At 67.1% G+C, this 12,195-nt stretch carries 9 protein-coding genes; 4 read left to right on the plus strand and 5 right to left on the minus strand.

The genetic code is table 11. The annotated features are described in order from the left end of the window. Nucleotides 1–259: 259 nt before the first annotated feature. A complete protein-coding gene (locus BB934_RS07760) occupies nucleotides 260–670 on the minus strand; it encodes a MerR family transcriptional regulator (protein WP_099512691.1) in 411 nt (136 codons plus the stop codon). A gap of 359 nt (nucleotides 671–1,029) precedes the next feature. On the opposite strand from BB934_RS07760, the gene BB934_RS07765 reads away from it, so the two are divergent. The 3 genes from BB934_RS07765 (at nucleotide 1,030) to BB934_RS07775 (ending at nucleotide 6,015) form a co-directional block, all read left to right on the plus strand. Continuing rightward, nucleotides 1,030–4,221 carry an SEL1-like repeat protein gene (locus tag BB934_RS07765; RefSeq protein WP_099509114.1) on the plus strand — a complete coding sequence of 1,064 codons (3,192 nt, stop codon included), beginning with the start codon at nucleotides 1,030–1,032 and terminating at the stop codon, nucleotides 4,219–4,221. A gap of 103 nt (nucleotides 4,222–4,324) precedes the next feature. Next, nucleotides 4,325–5,254 carry a sulfite exporter TauE/SafE family protein gene (locus tag BB934_RS07770; RefSeq protein WP_099509115.1) on the plus strand — a complete coding sequence of 310 codons (930 nt, stop codon included), beginning with the start codon at nucleotides 4,325–4,327 and terminating at the stop codon, nucleotides 5,252–5,254. After that, nucleotides 5,251–6,015 (plus strand): TIGR02186 family protein, encoded by a 765-nt coding sequence (locus tag BB934_RS07775; protein ID WP_099509116.1) that lies wholly within the window; start codon nucleotides 5,251–5,253, stop codon nucleotides 6,013–6,015. Before BB934_RS07770 ends, BB934_RS07775 begins: the two co-directional genes overlap by 4 nt. A gap of 50 nt (nucleotides 6,016–6,065) precedes the next feature. Here BB934_RS07775 and BB934_RS50865 read toward each other — a convergent pair whose 3' ends face one another. The 3 genes from BB934_RS50865 to BB934_RS07790 all read right to left on the minus strand — a co-directional run bounded on the left by BB934_RS50865 (nucleotide 6,066) and on the right by BB934_RS07790 (nucleotide 10,023). Beyond that, a complete protein-coding gene (locus tag BB934_RS50865) occupies nucleotides 6,066–6,434 on the minus strand; it encodes a double zinc ribbon domain-containing protein (RefSeq protein WP_418294734.1) in 369 nt (122 codons plus the stop codon). A gap of 266 nt (nucleotides 6,435–6,700) precedes the next feature. Next, on the minus strand, nucleotides 6,701–7,402 hold the full coding sequence (pdeM, locus tag BB934_RS07785) for a ligase-associated DNA damage response endonuclease PdeM (RefSeq protein ID WP_099509118.1): 702 nt from the start codon (nucleotides 7,400–7,402) through the stop codon (nucleotides 6,701–6,703). Then, nucleotides 7,399–10,023: a ligase-associated DNA damage response DEXH box helicase gene (locus BB934_RS07790; protein ID WP_099509119.1), complete on the minus strand. Its 2,625-nt coding sequence runs from the start codon at nucleotides 10,021–10,023 to the stop codon at nucleotides 7,399–7,401. The genes pdeM and BB934_RS07790 overlap by 4 nt, the downstream gene beginning before the upstream one ends. Nucleotides 10,024–10,290: 267 nt before the next feature. Here BB934_RS07790 and BB934_RS07795 point away from each other — a divergent pair, with 267 nt between their 5' ends. Continuing rightward, nucleotides 10,291–11,112 carry an SDR family oxidoreductase gene (locus tag BB934_RS07795; RefSeq protein ID WP_099509120.1) on the plus strand — a complete coding sequence of 274 codons (822 nt, stop codon included), beginning with the start codon at nucleotides 10,291–10,293 and terminating at the stop codon, nucleotides 11,110–11,112. A 148-nt stretch (nucleotides 11,113–11,260) separates the two neighbouring features. Here the strand turns inward: BB934_RS07795 and BB934_RS07800 are convergent, their stop codons facing one another. Further along, nucleotides 11,261–12,184 carry a class I SAM-dependent DNA methyltransferase gene (locus tag BB934_RS07800; RefSeq protein WP_099509121.1) on the minus strand — a complete coding sequence of 308 codons (924 nt, stop codon included), beginning with the start codon at nucleotides 12,182–12,184 and terminating at the stop codon, nucleotides 11,261–11,263. Nucleotides 12,185–12,195 lie beyond the last annotated feature (11 nt).

Consider the following 12,195-nt stretch of genomic DNA (forward strand, 5'->3'; position numbering starts at 1 on the left):
TCGGCGCCGACGCCGTATCTTCCCAAACGGGAGCGCGCCGGCCAAGCAGATAGTTCACATATAAACTATCTTGCCGTTTTGGAAAGAGGTAGGGCGACAAATCTTCGACGACAGACAAAGGGTCTATATTCGTCCGTTCCCCTACCCGACGGTCTGTGCGCCCTGCGATCCGACGACACAACGCAGAACGCCCAAACCGGACCCAATACTCACGGGCCCGATTTGGGCGTTCAAGGGAAAACGAGGAAGACGCGCTGTCTTAGGCGGCGGCGGCGAGGCCAGCGCGGCGGGTCTGGAGTTCGGCGAGGGCCGCCTCGATCTCTTTCTTGTGCTGCTCCAGATGCTGGATCTGGTCCTCGATCTGGTCCAGGGAGAGCTTGAGGTTCATGCCGGGCCCGCCGCCTGAGCGCTCCTCGGCCACCATGGCGCGGATCTCGGTGAGGGTGAAGCCGAGCTGCTTGCCCTTCAGGATCACGGAGAGGCGCTCGCGATCGCGAGGATCGTAGATGCGGGCGGTTCCGTCCCGTCGGGGGGACAGGAGGCCGCGATCCTCGTAGAACCGCAGCGTGCGGAGGGTGACCCCGAACTCACGGGCAAGGTCGCCGATCGTGTAGAGTTTCGTGCCGTCTGCGGCGCCTTCGGCCGCCGTGCCGTTTGCGTAATGATCCATGGAACGCCCCGTCATGTCTCGTTGTCGATGCTGTGCTTGGAGCACATCTCCTTTGGTAATGAAATGATAGAACATTTATTTCGGATTTTGCAAGAGTATTACGATCATCATTTTATCGGAGCCCGCAGAGACCTCCCCTTGCAGGATGCCTAAGGGGAAAGCGCAGCCCCGACGGGCCGCAAATGCCTTTCATCCCCCTCCGTTTAACGGGTTTTTTACTACGCCGGGCAAAAGGTGCGGCGTCGGACGAAGGGCCACCAGGCGAAGTGATTCGCCTCTCGGCCTTACGCCCGTCGGGCGAGCATCGGCACGGGGTCGGGGCCGTCTCAAGCGTTCGAGCGTATCCCCGCGAGCCTGTTATGAGACGACCCGTCCTCTCGAGACCCGACGATTTCGACCTCGATGCCCGCGAGCTGGCGAAGGCCGCGGCGCGCCGGGCGGGCTTGAGTCTCGAGGAATGGGCGGCCGCCATCCTCGCCGAGCACCAGAGCAGCCCTCCCCCGGCGACGCGAAGGGCCGGCAGCGACCTCGACAACCTGATCGCGCGGATGTCGCAGTCCTCCCGCTCCCAGACGAAGAGAGATTACGAGACGCTGATGGCTGCGATCGCGGCCGAGACCGAGCGCGAGGCCCAGGAGCAGGCCTCCCGGACCTCCATCGCGCTCGAGTCCATGGCAAGCTGGATCGAGGAGGCGGAAATCCGCCTCACCGATAGCGCCCGCGCCTCGGCCGACCAGCAGGACCGGGTCGCGGCGATCCTGTCCCAGGCTCTGTCCTCGATGAAGGAGCGCCTCGACACGGTGGAGCGGCAGGTCGCCTCGGAGCGCGCCGCCCCGCCGCGAATCGCATTCCCTATGGACGAGGCGCTCAAGGCGCTCGCCCCTGTCTCGCAAAATCTCGCCGGGCTTCGGGCGGACATGTCCCGGCTCGCGGCGCATCTGGAACAGGCCGGTCCCGCGCTGCAGCCGGCCGTGGAGACGATCCGCACCGAGCTCTCCGAAGTCCGGTCCGGCATCGATGCCCTGGCGACCCGGGCCGACATCGCCGCCCTCGATGCGAGCCTCGGCTCGCTCGCGAAGGATCTAGGACAGGGTCCCACCGCCAAGGACCTGCACACCCTCGCAAGTTCCATCACCGTCCTCTACGAACGGGTCCAGACCCTGTCCGCCGAGATGGGCGACGACCTGCATGGACGCCTCGCCGGTGCGATCGACCTGATCAGGACCAGGATCGACGCGATCGCGAAGGCGGGCGTCGACCGCTCCGTCGTCGATTTCCTGAGCGGCCAGATCGTCGACCTGCGCCAGGATCTCGCCGCCCGCGCCGAGCCGCAGCAGCTCGGCCGGCTCTCGGACGAGATCGGAACCCTCGGCCGCCAGATCGCAGAGCTGCGCCTGCATCAGGTGAACAAGGGCGACTTCGCGGCCCTGAAGAATTCCCTCGACGATGTCTGCTCGGCCCTCTACGTCACCGCCACCGCGCAGGAGACGAGCAGGATTCCCGAGCAGCTGGAGAGCCTCGGCCGGCGGATCGACCTGCTGGCCCGCCGCCCCGAACCTGCCCCGGTCGATCTTGCCCCCGTCACCGCGCAGCTCGCCCTCCTGACCGAGCGCATGGCGAACCTGTCGGGCGGCCGCCCGGACGAGGGCGGCATGTTGTCGGACATGATGGAACGCCTCTCCTCCCGGATCGAGGCGGCCGCCGAACGGGAGGCCACCTCCCACGAACCCTTGATCCAGCGCTTCGATCGCATCGAGCAGGAGTTACGCCAGCTCGGCGAGAGAACCGACACCGCCGGCCTGGCGGAGCAGGTGCTGCGCGCCCTCGACGAGAAGCTGAAAGGGACAGCCCAGCCGACCGGCCTCGAAGCGGTCGAACGGCAGATCGCGGCCTTGGGCGAGCGTCTCGACAAGGCGGCGGATCTAGTCGGCGGCCAGGCCAAAGCGCTTCAGGACGAGGCTGCGGGCATCGCCGAACGCGCCGCCCGGACCGCCCTGACCGAGATCCGATCCACCCTGCCCGCCTCCGCCGATCTCGACACGCTCAAGCACGGCTTCGTGGAGCTGAAGGCCCTTCACAACCGATCGGACCGCAAGACGCAGGACACCCTGCGCGCCGTGCACGAGGCCCTGGAGGCCCTCGTGTCGCGCCTACCAAGCCAGGCCGTGCCGCCTGCCGCGGCGAAGGTCCCACCGGATCCGCTGCCGCCGGCCGACCGCCTCGAAGCGGCCGTGCGCCGGCTCCATGCGGCGACCCTGTCCCAGCTCGAGGACGCCGCCGCACCTGCCGTCGATGCACCTGCCGTCGATGCGCCTGCCGTCGACAAGGCGAGCCGGGAGATCCCGACGATCCAGCCGCCCGCATCGGAGAGCGGAACGGGCGGCGCTGGTCTTCTCTCGATTCCGGAAGCCGAGCGCGGCCATCTGCGGGCAAGCTTCATCGCGGCCGCCCGACGCGCCACCCAGAGCCTTGCGGCGGAGACGGACAGGATCTCGGCCCCGCCGCCACCGGACGCGGCATCGATGCCGGATGACGGGCAGGCGGAGGCGCGCGAGGATGAACCGGCCTCAGCCACCCTCTTCGAGCGTCTGCGCCGAAACTTCGACAGTCAGCGCCGCCCGCTTCTCTTCGGTCTCGCCTTCCTGATCCTGGCGGCCGGCTCCGCCCTGATCCTGGCCGGAGACCGGGGCACCCCTGCCCCGGCAGCCTCCTCCTCGGCGGCGGTCGAGGAGCCGGGACCTCTTTCCGGGCCGAAGACGGCGGCAAGCGGTCCCGTCGCGGTGGAAACGAACCTTTTCCAGGCATCGAGCCTGGCCACAGGCTCCGTGTCTCCCGCTCCGTGGGCATCCGGCCAGTTCCTGGTCGATCCGACAACGATCGGCGTAATTCCGGCCGAGGCGCCCGCGCCTCTCCGGCAAGCGGCCCTCTCCGGCGACGCGGCGGCGCTCTACGAGATCGCGGCCCAACTGGCCGAAGGGCGCGGCATGGTCCAGGACCTGACGATGGCCGCACGCCTCTTCGAGCGCGCCGCCCAGGCGGGCCTTCCTCCGGCCCAGGAGCGTCTGGCGACGATGCACGAGAAGGGCATCGGCGCGACACGCGACCTCAAGCAGGCCGCGTTCTGGTACGAGCGGGCGGCTTTGGGCGGCAACATCCGCGCCATGCACAATCTCGCCACCCTTCTTGCCTCCGGAAGCGCGGGCAAGCCGGACTACGCCGCCGCCCTGCGCTGGTTCGGCGAAGCCGCCGAGGCGGGCTTTCGCGACAGCCAGTTCAACATGGGAATCCTGCTCGTGCGCGGGATCGGCGCTAGATCCGACCTGCAGAAGGCCTTCCAATGGTTCTCCCTTGCCGCCGCCCAGGGCGACGAGGAAGCCGCCCGCAAGCGCGACGAGCTCGCCTCGCGCCTCAGCGCGGGCGACATGAAGGCAGCGAAATCCGCCCTCGACCTCTGGCGTGCGCGGCCCGTCGATCCCATCGCCAACCGGCCGCCGGCTGCGGACGATGGCCGGACCGCCGCCCTGGACCGAACGGCAGCCGGCAGGAGCTGAGAGCGGGCACGGTCTGTCATCTTACGTTCAGACCGTCACCGTTACATCCCCTGCACGATGCTGTAACAACGACGTGGCTGCACCGGCCATTGGGGGAACCGGTTTGCAAATCTATTTGCCCATTGCCGAGATGCCGGTGAGTGTCTTGCTGATCCTAGGGATGGGTGCGGCGGTTGGGTTCATCTCGGGGCTGTTCGGCATCGGCGGCGGGTTTTTGATGACGCCGCTCTTGATCTTCCTCGGCATCCCGCCGGCGGTCGCGGTCGCCACCCAGTCGGCCCAGATCGTCGCCTCCTCCACCACCAGCGTGCTTGGCGCCATCCGCCGCGACGCCCTCGACCACAAGCTCGGCGCCATCCTGGTCGCCGGCGGCCTCGTCGGCTCGGCGCTCGGCGTCTGGTTCTTCGCCGCCGCCCGCCGCGCCGGCCAGCTCGACCTCGTCATCGTCGTCTCCTACGTCACCCTGTTCACCGTCGTCGGCAGCCTGATGCTGAAAGAGAGCATCCGCGAGTTCTGGCACCGGCGCAAAGGCGGCGCCTTGCGCCTGCGCCGGCGCGCCGGCGAGCATGCGCCCTATCTCGGCTGGCCTCTGCGCATGCGCTTCTACCGCTCCAAGCTCTATGTCAGCGTCATCCCGATCCTCGCGCTCTCGCTCTTCATCGGCTTTGCCGGCGCGCTGCTCGGCATCGGCGGCGGCTTCATCGTCGTGCCGGCCCTGCTCTACGTCTTCCGCGTGCCCACCAACGTGGTCGTCGGCACCTCGCAGTTCCAGATCGTCTGCACCACCCTCGTCGCCCTGATCCTGCATGCGGTCACCAACCAGGCCGTCGACATGGTGCTCGCCATCCTGCTCATCGTCGGCGGCGTCTTCGGGGCCCAGTTCGGCGCCCGCATGGGCCGCCATCTCAGGGCCGAGCTGTTCCGCTTCCTGCTCGCCATCCTGCTGCTCGCGGTCGGCCTGCGCTTCGGCCTCGAGCTGGTGCTCAAGCCGGCCGAGCCGTTCTCGATCTCCGTGCAGGAGGCGCGCCAGTGAGGGCGATCGGCCTCCTGCTGCTGCTGCTGTGCGGCCTGAGCCCGGCCCGGGCCGAGAGCCTGATCACCTCGCTGTCGAACCACCGGGTGCTGATCAACTCGAACTACACCGGCACCCAGATCGCGGTGTTCGGCGCCATCGAGCGCGATGCCCAGACGGTGGCGCGCGCCACGGCTTATGACGTGGTGGTCACCGTGCGCGGCCCGCGCCAGTTCCTGACCGTGCGCGAGAAGGAGCGCCTCGGGCCGATCTGGATCAACCAGGACCAGCAGAAGTTCCCGACCGCGCCGGCCTATCTCAACGTGCTCTCCTCGCGCCCGATCGAGGAGATCACCTCAGAGCAGCTGCAGGCGCGCCAGAAGGTGGGGTTGAGCGCCATCGTCAACGCGCCCGACTTCACCCTCGATCGCGGCGGCGGCGCCGACCGGCCCTTCCGCGAGGCGCTCGCCCGGCTGAAAGCCCAGGAGGGGCTCTATCTCCAGGACGAGCGCGGCGTGACCTTCCTGACGCCCGACATCTTCCGCGCCAGCATCAGCCTGCCGGCGACCGCGCCGCCGGGCAACTACGAGGTCGACGTGACGCTGTTTGCCGACACCGTGATCCTGGCGCGCACGCAGACGCATTTCGAACTGGTCAAGACCGGCTTCGAGGAGCAGGTCGGCGTCATCGCCCGCGACTGGTCGCTCGCATACGGCCTCGCCACCGCCGCCATCGCCCTCTTCTGCGGATGGCTCGCAAGCGCTATCTTCAGACGGGATTAATAGCCGAGGGACCAAGTTTTAAAGGACGAGATCGCCCGACTTGTTGCTCTTCAGACGTAACCGCATTTCTCGTATTCGCAGTACTCGTCAGTCTCTGCGAACAGGCACCACATCTCCGAGCCGTCCATGATTGCAGGCGGGCAGTGCGCAGCGCTTGCATATGTTGGAGACCGGCGGACCCGCATCCGGCCCAGGCGTGTTGCGAATGCCCTCGGCCTTTGCTGCACGGTCAGGTCGGACTTACAATGGAAGCACCGGATCGCCTCGGGATGAATGCTCTCCCTGCAGAGGGGACACGTTCCTCCGTGGGTCGGCCCAGGCGGAATGTCGGCTTGGCAGTGAGGACACCGAGAAGCGCCTTCCTTAATGGCCTCCCGGCAAAGTGGACACTCGTGGGCTAAGGTCTGCTGTTCGGACATTGCACCCGCCTTGCATCACAAGCTTGGCGGAAAGATCCACCGGGGATGATGGTAAGGATCGGGATCGAGTCTTGGCAACAACAATCGATTGAGATGGGCGTTTGTGACTGTGCGTGGGAATACTCCGAACCGGCATTCATGTTCTCGGATTCGGCCGGCACGCTCGAGCGGGTCGAGCTACAACCTGCACGCAGGCAATCTGGCCTTGAAGGACCTGATCGCATCATTGAGCGCGAAAAGCGGGGTCCGCGTTTTCGCACGGTGCGCTAATCCCGGCAGAGCATCGATTTCGCGATGGCGAAGATGCGCTCCGAGCCGATGAGATGCGCGGTGAAACCTTTCGGGAAGAGCGGCTTGAAGGCGGCATCGCAGGCGTTGAGCCCGCCGGCATAGGCGCCGAGCGCCGGCATGATGCAGCGTGAGCCATCGGTGAGGAAGCAGCGCCTTCGTGTGGCGCGCCCGCGCATCACCACCTTGCCGACCGGGTGAAGGTGACCCGCGATCTCCGCCTGCTCGCCGGCTGCCGGCTCGTGGCGCAGGGTGAGCGATCCAAGCGCCAACTCTTCGACCACCTGCCCGCCGATGCTGTCGGGGAGGACGCGGTCGTGATTACCGGTGACCCAGATCCAGTCGCGGCCCTTCTGCACGTCAGTCAGCGTCGCGCGCTCCTCGTCCCCGAGGCGCTCGGGCCCGCCGATGTCGTGAAAGCTGTCGCCGAGCGCGATGACGGTCTTCGGGTCGAACCGGAACACCGCGTCGCAGAGGGCGACCAGCGTCTCGCGGGTGTCGTAGGGCGGCAGCATCATGCCGCGCCGGGCAAAGGACGAGCCCTTCTCGAAATGGAGATCGGCCACGAGCAGCACATCATGATCGGCGAGATACATCGCCCCCGTCAGGTCGAGGATGGCCGCCTGCCCCTTGAGGCCGATTTCGTGTGTTGTCTGTTTGTTCTTGACCAATGCCGTCACGCCAAAGCCTCGTCGAGAAGCGTCGCCTCCGCCTCGGCCAGAATCTCGTCCGCATCGTCGCTATAGACGCGCTCGCGGCCGATCTCCAGCATGACGGACACGCTCAAGGGAGAAACCCGGTCGAGCGGCTTGTGGATGATTCGCCCCCGGATGCGCTCTAGCATCATGCCGAGGCGCCTCACGTCGAGGAGTCCTGTTGCCGCATCTGCCCGGGCGGCCCGCAGCAGGACATGATCGGGCTCGTGCTTGCGCAGCACGTCATAGACGAGATCGGTGGAGATCGTGACCTGCCGCCCCGTCTTCTTCTCGCCGGGAAAGCGGCGCTCGATCAGGCCGGCGATCACCGCGCATTGGCGGAACGTGCGTTTCATCAGCGACGATTCGGCGAGCCAGGCCTCGAGATCGTCCCCAAGCATGTCCTCGGAGAACAGTTCGTCCATGAAGCCGGGATCGCGCGCGGCCCGTGCGGCGATGTCGCCCGAGCCATAGACCGCGATGCCGTAATCGTTCGCCACGAAGCCCAGGGGCTTGAGCTTCGCCCGCTCCAGGCGGCGGGTGATGAGCATGCCGAGCGTCTGGTGCGCGAGCCTGCCCTCGAAGGGGAAGCAGGTCATGTAATAGCGGTTGGCGCGCGGGAAGGTCTCGACCAGAAGATCGCGCGGCCCGGGCAGGATCGAGCGGCGGCGCTGGTGCAGCAGCCATTCCGTCATCTGCGGCGGCAGGCGGTCCCACTCGAACGGATCGGCGAGGATCTCGCGCACCCGGGCGGCGAGGAAGGTCGAGAGCGGGAACTTGCCGCCCTCGTAGGACGGGATCATCGGATCGGTGCCGGAACCGGCGCGGGTCGCCAGCACCTCGTCCTCGGAAATGCCCTCGAAGCGCAGCACCTCGCCGGCGAACAGGAAGGTGTCGCCCGGCGTCAGGGTCTCGGCGAAATATTCCTCGATCTCGCCGAGGATTCTTCCACGCGGCAAAACAGTACCCGGACGCGAGCGCATGGACCGGCCGAGCCGCACCTTGATCATGCTCGACTCGACGATGGTGCCGACATTGAGCCTATATTGCTGCGCGATCCGCGCATCGCGCACGCGCCACAGATCGTCCTTGCCCTTCACGATCTTGGCGAAGCGTTCATACGCCCGAAGCGCATAGCCGCCGGTGGCGACGAAGGCGACACAGGCCTCGAAATCCTCCCACGACAGATCCGCGTAAGGCGCTGCCGAACTCACCTCGTCGTAGAGTTCCTCGAGCCTGAACGGTTCGGCGCAGGCCATGCCGAGGATGTGCTGACAGAGCACGTCGAGGGCGCCGATGCGCGCATCCGGCGTATCCTGCGCCGCCTCGTGCACCGCATCGAGCGCGGCACGGCATTCCAGAATCTCGAAGCGGTTCGCCGGCACGAGATAGGCTTCCGACGGCTCGTCCATGCGGTGGTTCGAGCGGCCGATGCGCTGCATGATGCGCGAGGCGCCCTTCGGCGCGCCCACATTCACCACGAGATCCACATCGCCCCAGTCGATGCCGAGATCGAGCGTCGCGGTGCAGACCACGGCCTTCAACTTTCCCGCCGCCATCGCCTCCTCGACCCGGCGGCGCTGCGACACGTCGAGCGAGCCGTGATGGAGCGCGATGGCGAGCCCGTCGTCATTGAGCTTCCAGAGTTCCTGGAACGTGTACTCCGCCTGCAGGCGCGTGTTGACGAAGACCAGCGTCGTCTTGTGCGCTCGGATGAGATCGTAGATCGCCGGCATCGACAGCGACGCCGTATGCCCCGCAAGCGGCAGGGACTCGTCGAGCTGGAGCATGCGGATATCGGGCTGCGCCCCGCCCTGCACCACGACGAGATCGGCGAGGGGTGCCAATTCCCTCCCCCCTTGTGGGGGAGGGCTAGGGAGGGGGGTGCTGGCGCCATACGCGGATAGGCTATCGCTCACACCCCCCTCTCCATCTCTCCCCCACAAGGGGGGAGAGGGCCTGTCCCGCTGCGGCACCAGATAGCGCCTCAAATCGTCCGGCTCGCGCACCGTCGCGGAAAGTCCCACGGCGGTCGCCTGCGGGGCGATCGTCATCAGCCTTGCCAAGCCCAGCGAGAGAAGATCGCCGCGCTTCGAGGTGACGAGGGAATGGAGCTCGTCGAGCACCACGCGGCGCAGATCCTTGAAGAAGGTCCGTGCTTCCGCATGGGCAAGCAGCAGCGCGAGCTGCTCCGGCGTGGTGAGCAGGATGTCCGGCGGGCGCTCGATCTGCCGGGCGCGCTTGTGCGAGGGCGTATCGCCCGTGCGGGTCTCGATGCGAACGGGCAGCCCCATCTCGGCCACGGGAATTTCCAGATTGCGGGCGACGTCGGTGGCGAGCGCCTTCAAGGGCGAGATGTAGAGGGTGTGGAGCCCGCGCTTGTCTTTGGCCGTGCCCCGGCCGGGTCCCCGCTCCGAGAGCTCGACGAGGCTCGGCAGGAATCCGGCGAGCGTCTTGCCGGCGCCGGTCGGGGCCACGAGCAGGACGGAGCGGCCCTCGCGCGCCTTGGCGAGCAGGTCGAGCTGGTGCGACCGGGGCGCCCAGCCTCGGCTCTCGAACCAGTCGCGGAAGGTCTTCGGGAGAAGGGAGGGCGGCGTTTGAGACATGTGGCCTCAAGATAAGGCTGCCGGAAAGGTTCCGCCATGGCCGGGCGTCGCCCCTTTTGTCGTTCCAGGCCGAGCGAAGCGGAAGGGAAGGGAAACCATGCATCTGCGCTGTCTTGTTGATCCCCCTCCCGGCCCCGCGGGCCGCCGGGGATGACAGCCTGGCGCCTTTCCAGAACATGTGAACGCCTCCCAATGCCTGCTTGCCATCCGACCTAAGATCCTTTCAGGTCGAGGCACGCCAACCGCGATCACCAGAAGGCAAACGCCATGTCGCAAGAATTCCAGTTCCAGAACGCCGTCGCCGTCGTCACCGGCGGCACGCAGGGCCTCGGGGAGGCCATCGCCCGCACCTTCGCCGAGCGCGGCGCCAAGGGCCTCGTGATCTGCGGCCGCAACGCGGAGCGCGGGCACGCCGTGGCGCGCGAGATCTCGGGTCAGGGCTGCCACACGGAATTCGTGCAGGCCGATCTCGAAAGCGTCGAGGAGGCGCGCCAGGTCACCGCGCGGGCCGACACCGTGTTCGGGCGCGTCGACGTGCTGGTGAACGCCGCCGGCATCACCGACCGCGGCACGATCTTCGACACGAGCCCGGAACTCTTCGACCGCATGTTTGCCGTGAATGTGCGCGCCCCCTTCTTCCTGATGCAGGAGGCCGCCAAGATCATGCGGCGGGAAAAAATCGAGGGCGCGATGGTCAACATCCTGTCCATGTCGGCCCATGGCGGCCAGCCCTTCATCACCGCCTATAGTGGCTCGAAAGGCGCGCTCGCCACGCTCACCAAGAATGCCGCCTTCAGCCTCATGCCCTGGCGCATCCGCGTCAACGCGCTCAACATCGGCTGGATGAACACGCCGGGCGAGGACCGGATCGTTCGGCTCTATCACGGTGCCCAGGACGGATGGCTGGAGAAGGCCGTGAAGGATCAGCCCTTCGGCCGCCTGCTGGAGCCGCGCGAAGTGGCCCGCGCCGTGGCGTTCCTGTCGAGTTCGGAATCCGGCATGATGACCGGCTCGGTGATCGATTTCGACCAATCGGTGGCAGGCTGCTACGAGAGCGCCCCGCACCCCTCGACGCCGGCGCAGGTCTGAGAGCCCAGCTCATAAACACCACCTCATCCTGAGGAGCAGACGCAGTCTGCATCTCGAAGGATGGTCCAGAGAGCGCTGGATCCTCCTTCGAGACGGTCGCTCCGCGACCTCCTCAGGATGAGAGTGGAGGGTGTTTTGCCGATAGTCTTCAGCGCTGCAGCACAACCAAAAATCCCGGAACCGGCACGCCGCGGTCTTCCCGGGTCGAGACGCGCTCGAAGATCACCATCGTGAAGCCAACAGCGTCCGCGAGCTCACGCAGATAGGCCTCACCATGGGCATAGCGGGCATCCTCGCCGAGGATGAAGGTGTCGCCCTCATGCGCCTGGACGGTGAAGGCAAAAAACCCCTCGCGCTTCAACACCCGATGCGCCTCGCGAAACGCCGCATCGAGCGGCGCCATGTAGACGAACACGTCCGCCGCCACCACGAGGTCGGCCTCAGCCGAGGGACGCGCGGCGAGGAACGAGACGAGCTCGCCCTCGTGCAGGGCATCGTAGAGCTTCGTCTTTTCCGCCTTTTCCAGCATGCGCGGTGAGAGATCCACGCCTTCCATGGAGGAGAAGACGCCCTCCAGCGCCTGCGCCATCAGCCCGGTGCCGCAGCCGAGATCGAGGACGAAGCGATACTCGCGCAGGCGCTTGGAGCAGGCGCGGCGCAGAGCATCGGCGATCAGCTCCGGTCCGCGATAAGCGAGGCTCCCGGTCAGGTGCCGGTCGAACTTGGGCGCATAATCGTCGAAGAGCGCCCGCACATAGCCGTCGGTGATCGCCTCCCCGGGCGCGAGCGCGCCGAGCCGGGCGAGATCGAGCCGCACGCCGAGCACGTCCTCCGGTTCGAGCGCCAGCGCCTGGCGCAAGGCCGTCACCGCCTCCTCCCGCAGGCCGAGTTCGGCGGCGGAACGGCCGAGCATCGCATGGGCGGGCGCGAAGCCGGGGGTCAGCTCGATCACCTGCCGGGCGAGATCGGCGGCAGCCTCGAAATCGCGCTCCTCGAAGGCGGCTCGGGCATATTCATAGCGACGGTCGGCGCGAAAATCGCCGGATGATCGGACAGTCGTGGTCTGCGGCATGGGCCTGGCAT

This window comes from Microvirga ossetica, from assembly GCF_002741015.1.
GTDB classification, from domain to species: Bacteria; Pseudomonadota; Alphaproteobacteria; order Rhizobiales; family Beijerinckiaceae; genus Microvirga; species Microvirga ossetica.